Below are 20,287 nucleotides of genomic sequence, written 5' to 3'. Positions count from 1 at the left end.
AAATCTTCCCTTCAAAAATTATTTGCTCTTATAGGTTCGTGTTTATGTTTAGCCCATAAATATTTCTGCAGTGAAACTCCAATTACTCCAATAATAACAAGCCCAATCCCTCCATAAACATAGAGTTGAGTTACTCCAAACAAATGCACTAATGGACCACTCATAGCAGGAGAAATAATTAGAACTGCGTTTGTTAAACTGCTTTGTATACCAAATACTCTTCCTACTTGATCTTGATCCGATTCTATTTGTAAAATGACTTGATTAGATACAAGCATCAACCCACTTCCGATACCAGCGATAAAACTAATTAAATAGGCTAAAACGAAGACCGTACCGGGCGTTATCAAACCAATCCCCCCAAAACCAATTCCCATTAAAACCATACCTCCGCATACTACCCAGCCATATTGAAATTGTTTTAATTTCTGAGTTAGTAATGCACCAAGTATTCCGCCAAGACCAATAATAGAAATGATATATCCCATTTTACTTTTATCATGTGGGAATAAGCTCTTAAATAAAGTTGGGAATTGTGAGTCTACTAATTGTAATACCGCCATGGCTATTGTAACGAAAATCATGGTTGATAATATTATCCGATTAGATAACACATAACCCCACCCTTGTACCCAAGCGGTCCAAGTACTTTGTTTTTGCTTTTCAACAAATTTTTTCGATATAGTTTCTTTAAATTTTATTGTGGGTATCAAAACTAAAGTAGCTAATAAACAACTTATAGCTCTTATAATGAGGCAGAACTCTGGTTGAAACCAGCTCAACAACATGCCCCCTATAAGTGGGCCTACTATCTTTGTACCCTGCTCTACTATTCCGTTGATACTTACTGCTTTAGTAAGCAAGTCCGGGGATACAATCTGTCTTGTTAGTGTTTGCTGTGCAGGATAATAGAAAACAATAAAAATGGAACGAATCATTAATGCCACTAAGAGCCAGTGGATATCTTGTACAAATAAAAGAGCAATTGTTATTAGACCAACCATTAGATTACAGAACATCATAATTGGAATTTTTCTAAAACGATCTGCAATAACACCTGCCCATGAGCCAAAAATAATTCCAGGAAGTGCATATGCAACAGGAATCAATCCAATCATAGTAGGATCTACTTCCCATTCAAACCCAACTATAGTCATAATCGCTAACATATCAATAAAAACACCAAGCATAAGCAATGAATAGGCAGAGAAAACTTGTAAATAAACCCTATTTCCTAATAGGCCTTTTGAATCAGTAGTTTTCATAAAAGCAAGCTCCTTAGGTTACTAATATAAACGCTTTTGCGTATAAGGTACCTCTTTATTAAACCTAATTAATCATTATTGACATCTCACCTAGAATTTAACTTCGTCAAAACTCAAACCAGTCTTGTTTTTCATATATTTAAAATAGTCAGACAAACAAAAACGTACCTATTTCTTCATTTTTATATCAACTGTTACAAAATATATCTTTACCTTACACTAATAACAGCTAAACGTTGCCTTAATATAACCCTTTACAGTTGTTTGCACATTCAATTCACATCCTTTTTAAAGTTGGCTTTTTTCTATCTCAAATACTATCACACAAATATTTCACCTACTATATTCATAAAGTTGAAATATTTGAATCAGAAAATTCGGATAAAAAGCTAAATCCACAAATCATACCAAACAATTATTTAGTTATATTGTCATTTTATAGATGGCTTTAGCCATAAGGATATCAAGAATTAAGTTTTTTAATTTTATTAATATAATAGTTTATAGAAACTATTAATCCTACTAAACAAAAAAATAAATATATAATAAAGTATATTTATTTTTTCTTATCCTACATATTTTCTATGCAAATTAATTCCAATAACTAAAGTTGATAATAAAAATATAATATTACCAATCACTAATGTACTCATAACAAGAATTAAATAATATAGTATTAATACTTCTGCACCTACTACCTATTTTATTTATTGGATATTTATACTTCAAAAAAATTACACATCATTCACAATTAGGATACATACCCAAAATATCATTTGAACATGTTATTATATTTTAAGATAATATAAAATCAGTTTTTCTATAAGAGAACTTAATTTTTATGTAGTACGAAACTGTTAGTAATACAGCATATACTAATTTAGTTATAAAAACATTTAAAGACCACCTATTTCCATAAGTGATCTTGCTTTGTGATTCTGTATTTGTGCATTACTGTAGAAATATATCGTAGAAACGCTTTGTTTGCTAAATGTTTAGTTCTTTCCATTTACTAAAAAACATAGCTTCATACACTTAATATCATATTCGTTACATTGCAAACTATTATTTTGTCTTCTGTACAGGTAAACTACTAAAAATCAATTCCGCAACTTTTACATATCCTTTTGAGTTTGGATGAATTAAATCCTTAGACCAAAGCGTATTGTCATTAACTAAATGATGATTCCAAAAATCAACATGATGAAGCTTATACTCTCTGCTCAGTGAATGTATAACTTCATTTGCCTCTAATAATTGTTCTTTTATTACTTGTTTTTTTTCAGAAGCAAAAGGAAGCCTAACTGTAAAATCTGGAAGGTTTGCTATAATAATATCAGCCCCTGCTTTACTTAATGTATCTATCATAAATTCCATATCATTCTTATATGCATCATGATTCCAACGGCCTTTTAAAACATCGTTTGCCCCTGCAATGAGACTAACCAAATCTGGATTAAAAGTTAACGCCTTTTCCAATTGCTGCGAGCGAATTTCTTTAGTTACTAACCCACGCTTTGCAAAATTGGCATATTCTATATCGTTTTCACACAGTTGAACAAAATGATCTACCCAGCTTTTTAATGCAATTCCCTCAACTTCATCCCCTATCCCCTCTGTAAAACTATCACCAATTGCTACAAATCGCTTCCACATATGTATTCCCCCTTTATTTTTAAACATATCTATACTATACAATAGCTCACAGCGTAATTGTTATTTCTAAGTGTTTTTCGATTTCAATTATATTCGACTTTACTATATTTACATTTAGAATCCAAAATTGACCGATTCCCAAGTATACTAAGGAATCGGTCATATTCGTATATTTACTAAAGAAATAAAATCCCGCTAGGAATTATACTTTTTTTCAAAAAATTTGTTGTTCTTTGTTTTGCCCAGTTGATACATTTCTTTTCGATTAAATGATACGAAACTATAGAAAAAAGTATTGTCATTGCAATGCACAAAGTAAGAAGGAAAAAGATAGGTATCTTTGTATACAATAGTTTAAATAGTATCATCATGATTGGAAAATGACACAAATAGATACTGTATGAAATTTCTCCTAAGTATACAAATACACTCTTATTTAAAAATACTTTTACTTTTAGGTTACTCATAGCCATTATAATAAATATACTAACCCCCATTACGACACCCCAATCTTTTAATAAGAAAGTTGTATCATTACGGGAAAAACCATAAATTAAAATGGAATATAAATATAGAATAACCCCTAATGCAATAAGAAATCCTTTTTTAATTTTTTTCATATTCCTATATGAGTAGATAAGTTTTTCCTGATACTTAAAAAGTAACATTCCAACCATAAACATAGATGTAAAATGCAGTGTATCAGCATAACCATTATAAAATCCTTCAGCTTTCCCAATATGCAACATATTAAGAACAACACTAATTAAAGAAAAGCTCAAAGCAAATAGTATCGTTTTCTTCCAATTCAGTTTATAAAAAAGAAGGAATAACAAAGGAAACACAATAGATATACGCATTTCTTGAGCCAATGACCAAATAACTGGATTATAATTTTCCGTAAAAAAGTTATTAAGAAGCACAAAGTGGTTTAAAATATCTAATTTTGTTATAGACCCTTGCCACCTATCATAGAACCAATCCCGTAGTCCTACCACTTCATACGACGAAAATAAAATAAATAAAACAAAGGTAACGATTATCCAAAAATAATAAGGAATATAGATTCTTACAAATCTCTTAATTAAATATCCCCAATAATTTGTTTTTGAATGATAAAGTGCCATAGATAACACAAAACCACTTAGTACATAAAAAACGATAACAGCTTCCCCACCCGCCCATAAAAACCTAAGTGGGGAAAATTTAATAGAATTAGGCAACGATGGTAGCATTAAACAAAAATGTCCAAATACCACAGTAAGTGCCGCTAACCCTCGTATGGAATCTAATTCTTTTATTCTCTTACTCATAAAATGTTCTCCTTGTAAATTGTAAATTTTGCTGTTCATAAAGGCCACTATAAGAATGTAGTGGGAGAATTGTACATATTCTTTCTTTAAATTCCTAATATAAGCCGTACAAAGTTAATTTGACCTCCATTTCTTTATATACATAATTTAAAACAAAATATTTAATACAAAGAAAAGATTTTATTAAATTTTTATAAAGTGAAACATTTAGTTGTATCCTATAAAATTAGCTTTTTACTATATCAATCGCACTATCCCACATACCACTAAAAAAAGATCCTGTTTTACGTATAAAACGTGTAAGCCAATTTGCTTGTTCCACATCAGATTTTGTTACAAGGTCTATTTGTAATGAATTACCTGATAAGAACCCAGGATCTGTATTATCTTTAGACGAGATAATCATTTTACTAATTGTTACACCTTTTTTAATAGGCGCTTCTTGTTCCGTATTCGATACTTTAAATTCTTTTTTATAAATGTCTTTGTTGCCCTTCGGCATTGGAAGCGAAACAACTTGTTTCATTTGAACTACTACATCTTTTTCTTTTGCATTTGCTACTCGAACTGTTTCATGCCCTTTTACTACTGAATCTTTTCCATAGACATTCTTCACTTCAAAATTCGCAAATCCATAATCGTATAATTTCTTTGTTTCATCAAAACGTGCCGTATGAGATTTTGCTTTTATCACTACAGAAATTAGGCGCATACCATTTCTTTCTACTGTACCAGTGAAACAATCTCCCGCTTCTGGAGTCGTTCCTGTTTTCAAACCATCTACACCTTCATATTGCTTAATTAAGCCTTTTAACATCCAATTAAAGTTCGCCATATCAATTGGATATTTACCACCCTCTTGGAATGTTTTTTTAGGAATTTTTGCTGTATTTAATATTTGGGGAAAATCTTGAATAAGACGTTGTGCTAAAATTGCACAATCCCTTGCAGACATTTTATTTTTCTCGTCTAGAGTTGTCCCTTCTAGATGATATCCTTTTAAATCTTGATTTGTTAAGCCGGTAGAGTTTACAAACTTATAGTCTTTCATACCAAACTCTTTTGACTTATCGTTCATCATTTTTACAAAATTGACCTCTTTACCAGCAATCTGTTCAACTAAAGCAATTGTTGCACCATTTGCAGAGTAAATTGCCATTGCCTCATATAACTCTTTTACCGTATAAGAGCCACCATTTTCTAATGGAACATTTGATAGTGAACGATCTTGCGAAATCTTATGTGCATATTCAGAGATTTTAACTTTTTGATCCCATTTAAGTTTTCCTTTATCCACCGCTTCATGAACTAAGTATTCGCTCATCATTTTTGTCATACTAGCAATTGCCAATGATTCATCTGCATTTTTTTCATATAAAATTTTTCCGGAATTTGCTTCTATTAAAATTGCTGATCCTGCTTCAACGTCTATAGCAGGATCTGTTTCCGCTGCTGCTTTTCCAATTGTAACGACCATGCTACAAAATATTGTAAGCACTGTTACTATTGCAATAACTCTCTTGCAAAACATACCTTTCACTTCAGTTACCTCCAATTTCTTTGTACTAAAAAAAAGCGTTATTCTAACATAATCCCGCAAAAAAAATAGACAGTGTTCTCAAATTGTATATACATATAAAACGTTAGAATCGCTTTCATATAGACCATCTCATCCGACACTTTTAGGTGCGCTAATACTTTGTATTTCCACACATATCCTTATTTTTAATCCCCTTATATTTTTCAAAATGATTCACACTTTCATATTTTTTAGGATTACAATTAATAGACAATCTAAATAATACATTTGTTCCACATTTACAAAAAATAAAAAACTACACCCTATACTGGATGTAGTTTTTCTAACTAATTTATTTATTTTTCACTTCATTTTTATAAAAAGTAAATAATGGTTCGATGGATGGACTAGATAACAGCGGAATTGCCTTCTCAATCAATTTCCTATCCCAATCAAACCAACGCATTTCCATTAACATGTTTATTTCTGTATCAGTGAATCGTTTCTTTATTTCCTTAGCAGGATTTCCACCAACTATTGTATACGGCGGAACATCTTTACTTACTACAGATCCTGCAGCAACAATTGCACCTTCACCAATAGTAACGCCAGGCATTATTATAGCATTCATTCCAATCCAAGCATCACTTTTAATGACTGTATTGCCCTTAGGTTCATATGATTGTTTAATTTGCTCAGCGAATGGATATACTGTAATCCATTCTGAGTGATGATTATGGTTACCACCCATTAAAATGACTACTCCACTTGCAATGCAAACATAATTCCCAATAATGAGTTTATCAAGGTGCCATCCCATCTGTTCAATTGGATTGAAAAGTGCTTGGGACTTAGCATCTCCCCACAAATACCTTACACATCCATCTTCAAAATTTTGATGACTATAATAGCCTGAATAATAGGAGTACTCTCCTACTTCAATGAGTGGATTTGTTACTATATCTTTTATATACTTTGTTTCTGACCAATGATTAAATAATGGATACTTCATAGCTTTATTCCTCGCTTCTAAGTATTATATATATTGCTATTTACTTAGAAGCTTACTACGACTGCTACATTTTTTAGCTTTCTCAAACGACGAATCATTATCTTCAAGCCTTTCTTTTATACTAGAAAAAGCATAACGCAATACATTACACTAGTCAAATTGTGTAATTTTGAACACATCTTAAACAGTGTAATACTGCAATAAGAACATGAAAACACTTTAACTTTGATACAAATAATATATTGATTACATTTAGTTCATATTTTGTAAAAAAATTTTAATTGCCATGACAAAGCAAACAATAACCACTATTGGTCGTATTAATGCCGTCCCTTTTGTAAGCACCATCTTCGCCCCAATATATGACCCTATAATTTGACCAAGCATCATAATCAATCCAATTGTCCAATCGATTTGGCCAAAAATAATAAAATACAACAAAGCAGCGAAATTACTTGTAAAGTTCAAAATCTTAGCATTTGCAGTCGCCCGTGTAGCACTATATCCACATAAAAGAATGAACGCTAAAGCAATTAAACTACCTGTTCCTGGGCCGAAGAAACCATCATAAAATCCCAGTAACGGAGCCACTGTTAACGCAAACAACAACATACTTATTTTTCTCGGTCGATCTTCGTTTGCTATATTTGGAGATAATAGAAAATAAATCCCAATAAAAACAAGTAAAAAAGGTAATATCATAATTAGATATTCTGCTCGTATCTGTAAAACAAGCCATCCACCCAAAACTGATCCAAAAAAGGTCATTAAGATGGACAAACGCATTTCTTTAAGATTAATCTCTTTCTTCTTAATAAAAAACACTGTTGCCATGAGAGTTCCGCTACTCCCTTGCAGTTTATTAGTTGCTATCGCTACAGAAGGAGACATACCTACTAATAACATTATCGGGATAGTTATCATACCACCGCCTCCAGCAATCGTGTCTACCCATCCTGCTAATACAGCTACTAAAAATAGTAATATGAGTAATTCAATAGTAAAATCCATACAAAGAATATGGGAAGACTTGAGCTATTATACCCCAAACCTCCCCATCAGCCCTCCTCTCTTTAAACTAGTTAATTAAATCTTTAAAGTAACTTTCTTTCTGATCACGTAATCGGCTGGAAACGTATTGCCTGCAAACAATTCTTCTTCCGTATTTATTATTTCCAATCGGGATTTTATATTCTTCCTCAGATAACCTTTCCCTACCATGAGTTACATTTGTTTGTTTACCATAGTAAGAATTTGGTATAAGTAATAAATCTTCAGATGTAAGTGGAACCTTATAAGTAGGCGTTGTTCGTAAGAGTTCTAAAAACATGTCAAATTTCAATTTTTCTTCTTCACTTTCTCCCACATAAATCAATCTATTTTCTGCTCCATTTAAACAAGTTGCAATAATATCGCCATTATCATCCAAAAATATAATTTGGTTTATTTCCCCTACAAATCCAGATATTTCACCATCCGCCATTCCTGCTATATGAGCAATAGGCATTTTACTTATTGCCAATATGTCATCTTTACTGAAGTGATTTTCTTCAAGATGCTTTTGAAGTAATTTTGGCGTTCCAATATGAGTTTGAGTTTTTAAATTTAACACTCCTTTTAATAAAAGAGCATCAACTCTAGTAAATTTTCCACAAGTAATTTCAGACACTATTCGTTCCACAGATTTATTAAGTCTATTTGATACAATTTCTAAATTCGTATTGAATGTATTCAATCTTGCTTCAATATCTGATTTTTCTTTCATATCTGTATACACTGTGGCATCGTTATGTTGATAAAAGTTCCCGCCACCGGTGCTTGCACCGACATTTCGCAAAACTTCATCGTTATTTAAAGGAGAAATGAGATGAAATCTATTTTTCCCAGCATGTTCGGATGGGTGAATTAAAGCATCATAATTAAAAAGTGTGGCAAAAAGCCATGTGACCCATTCTGCATAAAAATATTTTTTCATTCTATCGTGTTCGTCTTCACCATAATTAAAACCTCTGCGATTTTCCCCAGTTAATAGTGTTTCCATAGGATCACATGGAGTATTTTTAATAAGGATAGGCGGTACGTTCCCACCACAATTCGCTATTTTTATCATGTGTAGTAGATTTTTCATGTCTGAATTCGGGGTTTTCTTTGAATAGTCAATCAAACAATTAAGCCACTCTTTTGAAAAATATGCTACTATTTCTTGATCACAAGTATAAGGATTATGAGTTTTTAATTCATTGTCTATCAGATTCTTCATTTTATCCTTCAATAGATTCGGAATAGTAATTTCTTCAATTTCTGTAATCTGCAGTATTCCTTTATTCATTATAAAACCTCCGTTGTTTTATTTTTTACACCCTATCTTCTATTAAACAAACTATCCACTTCTTTTTTACCCCTTTACTTTTCGTCAGAGCTATTAGAATTACCGATTTACAAATAAAAAACATGGAGTATAAGAGATTTCTTCTTAGTTACATTTCCCCCACGAACCTCTATTGAATTGACAAATTTAATTTAAAAATCTGATTCATTTTCATACTTTACTTTCAAACTATGTTTATATGATTTTCAATTCAAGTAAGAGTATTTCATTTTCTAAAGTTTTCCTAATTTTAAAATCAGAATTTTCAATACAACTATGTTAACACTAAAAATATAACACGAAACCAAAAAATGTAAATGAATAGTTTTTTTATAAAAAATAGTCAGACTATTTACAAGGTAATTCGTATTCCATTGAACCAACTACGGCCCCTCAATTTTATTGATAACAATAAAAAAGCCCCCTAAATGATAGAGGACTTTTTCCAAGTATATTCTATTTTAAAGTTCTTACTTACCTTTTACTTTAAAAGATATTGCTGTAACTTCTTTATTAACAGTTCCATCCCGTTTGGACTTACAATAATCTTCCCATTCGCTAACGAAATATTGCTGTCTGAAATATCTCCTGTAAGTGCACAAGCTCTTGGAGATTGATATTTTCGTAAAATAATCTGATCCTCTTCTATAAACATTTCAAGAGAATCTTTTTCTACAATTCCTAAACTCCGTCTTATTTCCATTGGAATAACAATACGCCCCATACTATCTGCTTTACGAGTAATTCCTCTTGATTTCATAAAATGCCACCCTTTATATTTATCTAATATTACGGTATTCATTTTAGCAATAAACAACAATTAGGAATAGTTCGTATTACAGTACTTTTTTTAGAAATAAATAACAATTAGGAATAGTTTATGTTAAAATTCTTTCTTGTTTATTCTTGATTTTTAATATATTTTTCCTTGATCATTTTTATATATTGTTTTCTTTCAGTTAGTTCAAATATAAATAATGCTTTTTTTATGTCTGTTAAACCAACTTCATTAGAGTGCTGAACTTTCAATAAAATTGCACCTTTTTCAAAAAACAATTCACCTAATAAGTATAAAGTATTCATATTTATGGCTAATTTTATGCCTATTTCACTATACTTTATTGCTTCTTCATATTGATTTGCAAGGTGTAAACATTTTGTTAACGTATGAATGAGTCTTAATTTGATTTCTTTTTCTCTAGGAAATTCTATCTTATTAAAATTAATTAAACTTTGTTTTAATATATTTATACTTTTCTCATACTCTTCATTTTCTGCATGTATTATAGCAATTGAATTCATTATGCTTATTTCTTTTTCTGATAAAAAGTTAGTACTACTTAAGGTTTGTTTTAGTGCTCTATTTAAAATGTCAAAAGCATTACTTGTTGCTCCATTTACATAATATATAGCAATCGCTTCATGCCATAATAGAAATTGTTTATCTTCTTTTGATTGGAAATTATCATCATTTTTCTCTTTTTTTACTATTTCGTAAAGCTCATTATATTGTTTTTGTTTTACACAATCTCTCATTACACATTTTACATTTTCAATATATTTTATTTTTTTATTTTTGGTTAGTGCGAATATATAATTTGGATCAATACCAAGTCTTTCAGATAATTGATACAACAATATGCTAGATGGATAAATAATACCTTTTTCTATCTTACTAATTTGACTTTGTGAACATATTCCATGACATAATTCAGATTGTGACATGTTTTTTTTCTTTCTAAGTTCTTTAATAATAATACCAAGATTGTAGAATTCCATCTTTCCTCCCTCAAATGTAACACTTTATGAGTATAAGAATATTTTCCAACTTTTAATGTAATGTAAAATTGATATAGTTACAATTACTAATTATATGGATTTATAGTTTCTTTTACAAACTTGTACCACAATACGAGAAATTATTAAAATATGGTTCACTAATAATCAATGTGCGTTTTATTCACCCCCACTGATTATTAGTCCATCCCAGGCAGGCGTTTACAGGGAGTCCGACTTCTTTGCCACATCTAGATTTTGAGGTGGGAGTCTTACTACCCGCAAATAGCCGGATTAAAATAAATATGATTTTTCACCTTTATTTCTTTTAATAGTTTCTTTTGATATTTATATAAATAATTTCGAAGGAGCGTATTTTATGAAAAGAATGTTGACCGAAAGAGAGTTAGAAGTGGCTATTTATGTAGCAAAAGGATATACGGATGCAGAAATTTCCAAAAAAATATATGTTACCCCTCGAAGAATTTCAACGATAATTAATCATATTAAAGAAAAATGGCATATTAATTCTAGAGTGGAATTAGGTATTTTAGTTTATCATTATGGTTTTATAGATGCACCCTTATTTTCAAATAAAAAAATTCAGCTATGTAAAAAGGTTGTACAATAGATAGCGGAATATAACGAGTTTAAATTGCAAATAAAAATAGAAGAGCAAACAAACTTTTATTATTTGGTTTACTCCATCACTTTTTAAATTTCAGACATTAATATAAAAAGGTTAGAGAATTAACTTCTCTAACCTTTTTATATACACTATTAGGTTTCAAACAGTAAAGATGCCCTAATGCTACCATTGATCCTGTTCCCTATTCAACCTTGTATAAACAAAAAAAAATCAGACATTACCACTATTCAAAACCAGTTACAATTCTCTCTTTCATTTTCTGTATTACTTCACTGCTCAATACTTTTTGACCAGCAGGAAGTTTTAATATGGCAGCGGCACCTTTACTAAGGTATATTTCTTGATCATTATTTTGATTTACTACCAATATTCCTTGCCCTTCAAATTCGAAATAACTAATATCTTTTGTTTCATTTGTATTATTTTTTATTGCTTTATATAATCCATATAAATCTTTACTTCTATTTTCTCCGCCCGTTCGAATCGGTTCAGTATCATTCGCAACAATTAGTCCTTCTGGCTGCTCACCCTTCATAATAAACCACAGCTTTTCATTTGTTGGTAATAGTAAATTCTTAAATTCAGAGCTATTTAAAATTTGCTGTGCTGGAATTGTTTCATAGATTGGTAACGAAAATGGGGATGTTGTTATTTTTTCAAAACTTAAATTTTCAGAAGAACTTCCCTTACTATATTGATAATCTTTTAATGCGATCGATTGTACTGATTCACTTTTATTTTTTGATGCATAACTAATTTTACTAGCGAAAATAATAACGGTCATTAAGCACATGCACAGTATCACAAGCTTAAGTAGTTTTCCCATTTATGAACCCCCGCTTTTAATATTATTAGTTTGCATGGATATTATAAACAGTTTCACTCCACCAAAAATTATTATTGTTATGGAACGTACTGAAATTATGATTATAATGATCACCATACCAAGGGTCCATGTATGTTATATAATCTGTTCCATTTGTCCCTTTATAAAATCCATCAAGTACTAAAAAGTGTCCGATGTTAGCTCCTTTTTGCCACATAATGAGTGCAATCATCGGCTGATTACTATTAATTTGACTTTTGAACCAATCATACGATTTTGCTCCAGAACTTATAGCTGAGCTAACCCCATATCCGGATAATCCATATTGTATTTCACGTGAAGTTGCAGGATTATTATATGATCCACCCTTAACATACCTAACGTACTGATCTTGTGAAGGAGTTTTTCCAAAATAATTTAAAACTGAAACCGAAGTGCCTGCCCAACACCAATTTGACCTTTCTTGTAATATGTTAGGTACAGATAATTTACGATCTATTGATGTATTTGGAGGATTTCCATTAATATACGCTGACGTTACATATACTTTTTTTCCATCTTTTAAATAATAAAACCAACGATTATCTAAATTTCCTGTCCAGTAATCTTTAACCGCTTCACCATACTCCCATCCTTTAAAAGATACTGTTGTATTTCCGGGAATCACATCTACAATATTTGCATTTAAACTTTTTGCCTCTCTAACATTTACATTCAATGGAGCTGTTGTCCCTGAAAATTCAACTTCTTCTGCTATTATTTTCTGAACACCAATAAAACTAAATGTGAAAAACAATAAAAACATACAAACAATAAAATGCTTTCTTTCCTTCATTTCTCCACCCCTTCATCAGTACTAAAAAAACATCAACAATTCATCCTTATTAATTGTTCAAGCTTAATATTACATACTAACGAAAAATGACTTCTCATAAAGTGAATCTTTAATCAGTAGTGGTTTTATTCATCCCCCACTGATTATTAGTTAAACCAATCGGGCTGCCCGGCAAATAGCGGGATAAATTCCAATACAAAAAAGGAGCCTATAAATTTTTATAGACTCCTTTTTATTTCGTCGTTATTACTTAGCTAATTCTTTCGTACCCTTCATTACATCAATGAAGAATCCCCAGTTATTCACTACAGAAGAAATACTGATATGTTCATCTGGAGTGTGGACGTTGAAAATGTCTGGTCCGAATGAAATTGCATCTAATTCAGGCATCTTTTGAACGAATGCGCTACACTCAATCCCCGCATGTACAGCGAAGATTTCAATTTCTTTATTGTATTTTTCTTGATGTACTTTTTCAAATAAATTACGAATTTGTGAGTTTGGATTGTATGGCCATTCTGGATACTCTGACTCTATTTCAAATGTAGCACCAACTAATTCAGCAATATATTTGATTTCTTCTGCAACATGTTGTTTTAAACTACTTACAGAACTTCGCACTTCGTTACGTAATTTAATTTCATCTTGCAACGTTTCAATAACGCCTAAATTTGTTGAGCTTTCTACAAGACCTTTAATATCCATGCTCATACTTTGAATGCCATTCGGAATTAAGAATAATGATGAAATAAGCTGCTTTTGTGTCTCTTTAGCAAATACTTTTTCAACTTTTTCATCCAATTTTGTCAGTGTAACATGAACATCTGGATCAACAGCACGCATTTCTTCTTGTAATACACGTGTCCATGATTCTAGTTTTTCTTCTACTTGTCCTACATCTTCTGTACGAATTAAAATTGTAGCTACACTTTCACGCGGAATTGCATTCGTTTTTAATCCGCCGTGAACTTCACTTATGTAAAACTCCGTATGTACTGATAAATCACGTAATACTCGTCCTAATACTTTGTTCGCATTACCGCGTTGCTTATCAATTTCCATACCAGAATGGCCGCCTTTTAGACCACCAACATATAGACGGTATGCATCCATATTCGCTGGCGTTTCATCCCAAATTACGGGAATTGTTTCAACAGCTTTCGCACCACCTGCACTACTTACAAGTAATTTATGATCTTCTTCAGAATCAATATTTATAAATATCTTTCCTTCAAAATGATTTGGATCAATAGCAAAAGCCCCGCCCATTGTCGTTTCTTCTTCAGTAGTGATAACGACTTCAAGTGCTGGATGCGGAATTTCTTTTGAATCTAATAAAGCTAATGCATACGCAACTGCAATACCATTATCAGCACCTAGAGTTGTTTGATTTGCATATAACATGTCCCCAATGATTCGTAATTCAATTGGATCTTTTTCAAAATCATGTACTGTTGCTTGATTTTTTTCGCAAACCATATCCATATGACCTTGAATAATAATAGCTGGTACATTTTCATAACCAGCTGTTGCTTCTTTTTTAATAATAACATTTAATGCTTCATCTTGAATGACTTCCAAGTTACGCTCTTTTGCAAAGCCCACTAAATAATCACTAATTTCCTTTTCATTACCTGATCCTCTAGGAATCTTTGAAATTTCTGCAAAATGATAAAATACAGGGTGCTTTGTTAATTGTTCTAAAGTAGAATACATTTTTCAAGCTCCTCTCAAAATGAAAAAATAGTATGTAAGTCTTTTATCATTATACCATGATTCATTATTTTACCTTTCTTTTAACTTTTATTGTTCATTTTATGTACAACACTCTTACAATATTGTAAGGGCGTTGTAAGCTATATCGATTTTTCTCATTTAATAATAGTCGTATACTTTTTAAAGAAACACATTAAAGGAGATAAAGAAAATGAAAAAGTTTTTAGCAATTATTACACTATGTTTATTATTTTTTAGTTTTACTATTGGCTGTGAGAGAGCGTCACTAAATAGAATTGGTAAGGATGTATATTACATGCAGATAAAAGGCGAAGGAACTATCGAAAAAGTAGATGGTAGAAACTTACGAAACTATACGCTGCCCGCATATGATGAAGATGGTGTCAAAAAACAAATTACATTTAGAAGTACAAAAAAAGAAAACAACCATAAATTAAATGAAGACGCGTTTTTACGCCTTTATGTAGATCAAGATGATAATAGCAAAAATGAAATATCATCAATTGAAGTAAAGTCCTATGAAGAGATTCAGAAAGCAGATTTACCTGAAAAAGTAAAAGATAAGTTTACTATTAAATAAAAAAACAAAAGAAAATGCTCTATGCATTTTCTTTTGTTTTTTTCACCTGTATATATTTTGAACTACTATTATTCATCAGTTTCTCTAACCGATTTATATTCTCCGTTAATGCACCTTTCACAAGAGAGAAATCTGTATTGGATTCTTCTTTTTTTTCTTTAAAAAACGAAGACTTTTGTACATTGACTTCAGCCATCTCTTCTCCCCCTTTTCAAAAAGATACAACCTTTTATTTATATTATATAGCAAATGTAGAAAGAGTGTACACTTATGATTTTCTTTTTAATTCTTCTTCTAATTCTTCTACTTGCTGCAACGTATCCCCTTTTATTAAAGAGAAATCTGTTGTATCTTCGTTATCTTCTTTAAAAAAATCATTGTCATAATCTTTTACCACTACAATCACCTCTACATGCTAGTGTAGGAATGATTGTCCAATTTTATTCAACTTTGTCGGATTTTGTTTTTAATTTATGTATAGAAGAAAAGGACAGAAAAAGATTCTGTCCTTATTTACTAAAATAACTATGATGTATTGTTAAATTATATACATTTTCAAAATCCCGATCTTGCAGGTTATTTTTCTTTCCATCAATAACAATGAAAACGTCACTTACTATTTTTGCTGGTATAATCCCGACATTTTCTACTTGCACCGCTTTCTGCTCATTCAATTGCTCGATATGTTCTAACGGGACGATAATACTAAATTGTGAGCGAATACCACGAAAGTTTGTATTTAATTCCTTCGCAGCTTCAAAAACAACAATTTTCGCGCCAATCTTTTCCCCATATGAATCTAAAAATGCATTTAAGCTCTTTGTATATTCCTCTTCCGTATGCCATTCCATCGTACCGAATACTGCTGGATTAACATTTTGAATAATTGTCGTGTATATTTCTCCTCTTGCTTTAGATGCAATTAATGATCGTTTTATGGATTGAACTGTCTTGCCAATATCGCTAAATTTTGCACCCCATATTTCTGAAATATTAGGCGTTAAAATGAACGCAATATCAACAAAAATAACCATTGCAGTAAACATTAAAAGATTTTTCCAGAGGGTTAAATCGATTCCTTTTATCATGAAATACACGGTGACAGATATGATAAACAAACCATACCAAGTCTTTCTAATACGTTGCTTCTTCTCCTCGTACAACTCTTCATTTTTCCAATAAAAGAAAACAAGGACTACAAAGACAATCGCTAAAACAAATAAGCCAATTCGAATGTTAGAGATCATTAATCACATCACCCTCCATTCAAAAACTACTCACGATATCATTACATGCGCAAGCTACTCTCTTTATGACAAAAGACGTGGACAAGCTTCTAAAATTAGCTACATCGCATATATATTAGAAGGTACCACGTCTTTTATCCTGCTATTTGTGAGCAGTAAGACCCCACTGATTAAAATTTCACTTTACCATGAGTCTATATTGTATATGTAGACAAGCATTCATTTCAAATTTTCGTATTAAAAAGAAATATGTTTCGGAATTTCCCCTTCAGGTACTTCTCCATCCATACTTAAATAATAATGACGAATCGGACGTAAGTTTTCGTCTAATTCATAAACAAGCGGAATGCTAGTTGGAATATTTAATGAAACTACACCATCACTTGAAAGGTTGTCTAAATATTTTACTAGCGAGCGAATTGTGTTACCGTGTGATGAAATAATTACTTTATTACCACTTTTTAATGTCGGCGCAATTTCTGAATGCCAATAAGCAAGTACTCTCTTCTCCGTATCCTCTAAACATTCAGTTAATGGAAATTCACCTTTTTTGAGTGTTTTATATCTTGGATCGGTCGCTTCATATCGAGGATCGTCTTCAGTAAGAGCCGGTGGTCTTACATCAACACTTCTTCTCCAAATATGAACTTGCTCCTCACCATATTTTTGAGCAGTTTCATCTTTATTCAACCCTTGCAATGCACCATAATGTCTTTCATTTAGCTTCCAAGATTTATGTATTGGGACCCAAGTAAGATCCATCTCATGAAGTACAATCCATAACGTCCGAATTGCGCGTTTTAATACAGATGTATAAGCCACATCAAAAGTATATCCGTTTTTCTTTAATATTGCTCCTGCTTCTCTCGCTTCACTTAATCCATTCTCTGATAGATCAACATCTGTCCATCCAGTAAAGCGATTTTCAAGATTCCATAAACTTTGTCCGTGACGAATAAGTACAAGTTTTATCATTATAATTCCCCTTTCGGAAATGTGAATTTTATTGTTCCATTACGTACACGTATAAAGTATCTAGTAATGTATCTTTTTATCCATTCACTCTATGACCAATCGATAGTTGCCAAATGTATGGATAAAATTTGTTCTTTTTCAAACGATAAAAACAGAAGCTTTTTCATTATTTTTGATCGACTGGTATTTCCCGTTTCGATATCCAAGCATCAAAACCTGATCGGCTATTTGCCATTTCATTCATAACTTGGTGCCAATTGTCCTCACATGATTCACCAAATTTTGAAAAAATAGCACCCATTTGTTGTCTTTGTACATCACTCAGTTTTTTCTCTAAATCTGTACCTTTTTCTGTTAAAGACAACTGTTTCACACGTCGATCATGCATAGCTTCATTACTCTCAATTAAGCCCTTTTCCACAAGTTGACGTAGCGGCCCGTGGAGAGCTTGTTTACTTATTTCTAATAGTGATAATAACTCATTTACACTTATCCCTGGAAAACGTGCGATAAAAAATAAAATTCGATGATGTACTCGTTGAATGCCATATTCTTTTATAATTTCATCTGGCTTTTCAGTAAATGTTTTATATGCAAAATAAAATAATGCTAATGCCTCATTCATCTGTTCTTCTTTATGTTGTGTCATCTACTTTCCCCCTGTATGTAAATTATACCACAATCTAGTAATGAATATTTTAATCAACGCATTAGAACTTCTTTAGTCTATTGAAACATTCATTGCATAATTAGGAGATGATTCATTTGAAAAAACAATATACTGTAAGTACATATTTATTGGATAGACTACACGAATTAGGAATTGAACATATATTTGGGGTTCCTGGTGATTATAATCTTGCCTTTTTAGATGATGTGATAGCACATAAAAGTTTAAAATGGATTGGCAATTGTAATGAATTAAATGCTGCATATGCAGCAGATGGGTACGCTCGCATAAAAGGAATCGCTGCTCTTATTACTACTTTCGGTGTCGGAGAATTAAGCGCCATTAACGGCATTGCTGGCTCATATGCAGAAAACGTACCAGTTATAAAAATCACGGGTACGCCACCAACAAAAGTAATGGAAAATGGAGCAATCGTTCATCATATGTTAGGCGATGGAAAGTTCGACCACTTTTCCAATATGTATCGAGAAATCACTGTGGCACAAACAAATGTAACACCTGAGCATGCTGTTGAGGAAATTGACCGTGTTTTACGTGCATGTTGGAATGAAAAACGCCCTGTTCATATTAATTTGCCGATTGATGTGTATAATAAACCAATTAATAAACCTACAGAACCAATTTTATATAAACCGATTTTAAGTAATAAAGAAGCGTTGGATAAAATGCTTCTACATGCCACTTCAAAAATAAAAAACGCCAAAAAACCTGTTATTTTAGCTGATTTTGAAGTAGATCGATTTCACGCTAAAGAAAATTTACATCAATTCGTAGAAAAAACTGGTTTTCCCATCGCGACGTTAAGTATGGGAAAAGGAATATTCCCAGAAAAACACCCTCAATTTATAGGTGTTTATACTGGTGATGTAAGTTCTCCGTACTTGCGAAAAAGAATTGATGAATCTGATTGTATTATTAGTATTGGTGTGAAGTTAACTGATACTATTACAGGCGGCTTCACACAAGGTTTTACAAAAGAACAAGTTATAGAAATCCATCCCTATACTGTGAAAATTATAGATAAAAAATACGGTCCAGTTGTAATGCAGGATGTTTTACAACATTTAAGTGATTCAATTGAGCATCGTAATAAAGATACCCTTGAAATTAAGCCATTTATTTTAGAATCATCACCTTTTACTGAAGAGTTCAATCCAAAAGCACAAATGGTCACACAAAAACGTTTTTGGCAGCAAATGTACCATTTCTTACAAGAAAACGACGTCTTAATTGTAGAGCAAGGAACACCTTTCTTTGGTAGTGCCGCTATCCCTCTACCTAATAACACTGCATATGTAGGTCAACCGTTATGGGGATCTATCGGATATACACTGCCCGCTCTACTTGGTACACAGCTCGCCAATTTATCACGGCGCAACATTTTAATTATTGGTGATGGTTCTTTCCAAGTAACTGCCCAAGAGTTATCAACTATACTACGTCAAAATTTAAAACCGATTATATTTTTAATCAATAACAACGGATACACTGTTGAACGTGCCATTCACGGCCAAAACCAACTTTATAATGACATACAGATGTGGGATTACAATAAACTATCAATGGTATTTGGATCCGAAGAAAAAAGTCTAACATTTAAAGTAGAAAATGAAGCAGAATTAGCAGAAGTCTTAACAAATATAACTTTTAATAAGAATCAACTTATCTTTATTGAAGTTATAATGAACCAAAGCGATCAACCTGAATTGTTAGCTAAACTCGGGAAAAGATTCGGTCAGCAAAATTCTTAATATAAAAGCATAACCTAATTATACAACTAGTAGTGTAAAGCTTGTTTTGAGAATAGTTTCGACACTCAAAATACATAAGGAAAAGGA

At 31.6% G+C, this 20,287-nt stretch carries 20 protein-coding genes; 3 read left to right on the top strand and 17 right to left on the bottom strand.

The genetic code is table 11. The features are described from left to right. Window positions 1-11: 11 nt before the first annotated feature. The 9 genes from NST86_RS12635 to NST86_RS12595 all read right to left on the bottom strand — a co-directional run bounded on the left by NST86_RS12635 (window position 12) and on the right by NST86_RS12595 (window position 10,912). Window positions 12-1,265 carry an MFS transporter gene (locus NST86_RS12635; RefSeq protein ID WP_016117929.1) on the bottom strand — a complete coding sequence of 418 codons (1,254 nt, stop codon included), beginning with the start codon at window positions 1,263-1,265 and terminating at the stop codon, window positions 12-14. 1,065 nt (window positions 1,266-2,330) lie between these two features. Further along, on the bottom strand, window positions 2,331-2,921 hold the full coding sequence (locus tag NST86_RS12630; RefSeq protein WP_000265884.1) for an SGNH/GDSL hydrolase family protein: 591 nt from the start codon (window positions 2,919-2,921) through the stop codon (window positions 2,331-2,333). A gap of 176 nt (window positions 2,922-3,097) precedes the next feature. After that, on the bottom strand, window positions 3,098-4,273 hold the full coding sequence (locus NST86_RS12625; protein ID WP_001999762.1) for an acyltransferase family protein: 1,176 nt from the start codon (window positions 4,271-4,273) through the stop codon (window positions 3,098-3,100). A 187-nt stretch (window positions 4,274-4,460) separates the two neighbouring features. Beyond that, window positions 4,461-5,774, bottom strand: coding sequence for a D-alanyl-D-alanine carboxypeptidase family protein (locus NST86_RS12620; protein WP_016117928.1), 1,314 nt, complete (start codon window positions 5,772-5,774; stop codon window positions 4,461-4,463). A 331-nt stretch (window positions 5,775-6,105) separates the two neighbouring features. Continuing rightward, on the bottom strand, window positions 6,106-6,765 hold the full coding sequence (locus NST86_RS12615) for a CatB-related O-acetyltransferase (RefSeq protein WP_000876939.1): 660 nt from the start codon (window positions 6,763-6,765) through the stop codon (window positions 6,106-6,108). A gap of 252 nt (window positions 6,766-7,017) precedes the next feature. After that, window positions 7,018-7,776, bottom strand: coding sequence for a TSUP family transporter (locus NST86_RS12610; RefSeq protein ID WP_000347995.1), 759 nt, complete (start codon window positions 7,774-7,776; stop codon window positions 7,018-7,020). A 67-nt stretch (window positions 7,777-7,843) separates the two neighbouring features. Then, window positions 7,844-9,094, bottom strand: coding sequence for a hypothetical protein (locus tag NST86_RS12605; protein WP_016117927.1), 1,251 nt, complete (start codon window positions 9,092-9,094; stop codon window positions 7,844-7,846). Window positions 9,095-9,614: 520 nt separating this feature from the next. Then, window positions 9,615-9,893: an AbrB/MazE/SpoVT family DNA-binding domain-containing protein gene (locus NST86_RS12600; RefSeq protein ID WP_000842216.1), complete on the bottom strand. Its 279-nt coding sequence runs from the start codon at window positions 9,891-9,893 to the stop codon at window positions 9,615-9,617. A gap of 140 nt (window positions 9,894-10,033) precedes the next feature. Further along, a complete protein-coding gene (locus tag NST86_RS12595) occupies window positions 10,034-10,912 on the bottom strand; it encodes a helix-turn-helix domain-containing protein (protein ID WP_000397983.1) in 879 nt (292 codons plus the stop codon). 376 nt (window positions 10,913-11,288) lie between these two features. Here NST86_RS12595 and NST86_RS12590 point away from each other — a divergent pair, with 376 nt between their 5' ends. Then, the gene (locus NST86_RS12590; protein WP_000827560.1) at window positions 11,289-11,540 is read left to right on the top strand and encodes a response regulator transcription factor; all 252 of its coding nucleotides are present in this window, start codon (window positions 11,289-11,291) and stop codon (window positions 11,538-11,540) included. Between the two features lie 241 nt (window positions 11,541-11,781). Here the strand turns inward: NST86_RS12590 and NST86_RS12585 are convergent, their stop codons facing one another. The 3 genes from NST86_RS12585 to pepD form a co-directional block, all read right to left on the bottom strand. Next, complete coding sequence (locus tag NST86_RS12585; protein ID WP_000517260.1) at window positions 11,782-12,384, bottom strand: hypothetical protein; 603 nt, start codon at window positions 12,382-12,384, stop codon at window positions 11,782-11,784. Window positions 12,385-12,409: 25 nt separating this feature from the next. Next, entirely contained in the window at window positions 12,410-13,219 is an 810-nt protein-coding gene (locus NST86_RS12580; protein ID WP_340933933.1) for a papain-like cysteine protease family protein, read from the bottom strand. 246 nt (window positions 13,220-13,465) lie between these two features. After that, the gene (pepD, locus tag NST86_RS12575; protein ID WP_000287545.1) at window positions 13,466-14,935 is read right to left on the bottom strand and encodes a beta-Ala-His dipeptidase; all 1,470 of its coding nucleotides are present in this window, start codon (window positions 14,933-14,935) and stop codon (window positions 13,466-13,468) included. Window positions 14,936-15,146: 211 nt separating this feature from the next. Between pepD and NST86_RS12570 the strand changes: the two genes are divergently transcribed. Continuing rightward, window positions 15,147-15,536 (top strand): YxeA family protein, encoded by a 390-nt coding sequence (locus NST86_RS12570; protein WP_000713864.1) that lies wholly within the window; start codon window positions 15,147-15,149, stop codon window positions 15,534-15,536. 19 nt (window positions 15,537-15,555) lie between these two features. On the opposite strand, the gene spoIISB is transcribed toward NST86_RS12570, so the two are convergent. The 5 genes from spoIISB to NST86_RS12545 form a co-directional block, all read right to left on the bottom strand. Beyond that, a complete protein-coding gene (gene spoIISB, locus NST86_RS12565; protein WP_000852627.1) occupies window positions 15,556-15,732 on the bottom strand; it encodes a stage II sporulation protein SB in 177 nt (58 codons plus the stop codon). A 72-nt stretch (window positions 15,733-15,804) separates the two neighbouring features. Continuing rightward, entirely contained in the window at window positions 15,805-15,933 is a 129-nt protein-coding gene (locus tag NST86_RS12560; protein ID WP_000237818.1) for a hypothetical protein, read from the bottom strand. A gap of 112 nt (window positions 15,934-16,045) precedes the next feature. Beyond that, on the bottom strand, window positions 16,046-16,783 hold the full coding sequence (locus tag NST86_RS12555) for a type II toxin-antitoxin system SpoIISA family toxin (protein WP_000624977.1): 738 nt from the start codon (window positions 16,781-16,783) through the stop codon (window positions 16,046-16,048). 237 nt (window positions 16,784-17,020) lie between these two features. Then, complete coding sequence (gene gpmA / locus NST86_RS12550; protein WP_000594152.1) at window positions 17,021-17,758, bottom strand: 2,3-diphosphoglycerate-dependent phosphoglycerate mutase; 738 nt, start codon at window positions 17,756-17,758, stop codon at window positions 17,021-17,023. 166 nt (window positions 17,759-17,924) lie between these two features. After that, complete coding sequence (locus NST86_RS12545) at window positions 17,925-18,407, bottom strand: MarR family winged helix-turn-helix transcriptional regulator (protein ID WP_000191888.1); 483 nt, start codon at window positions 18,405-18,407, stop codon at window positions 17,925-17,927. Window positions 18,408-18,514: 107 nt separating this feature from the next. Here NST86_RS12545 and NST86_RS12540 point away from each other — a divergent pair, with 107 nt between their 5' ends. Further along, entirely contained in the window at window positions 18,515-20,200 is a 1,686-nt protein-coding gene (locus NST86_RS12540; RefSeq protein WP_340933929.1) for an alpha-keto acid decarboxylase family protein, read from the top strand. Window positions 20,201-20,287 lie beyond the last annotated feature (87 nt).

This window comes from Bacillus sp. FSL L8-0199, from assembly GCF_038005705.1.
Lineage (GTDB): Bacteria > Bacillota > Bacilli > Bacillales > Bacillaceae_G > Bacillus_A > Bacillus_A cereus.
The sequence above is the reverse complement of the archived record's forward strand: the minus strand, read 5'-3'. Positions and strand labels throughout refer to the sequence as shown.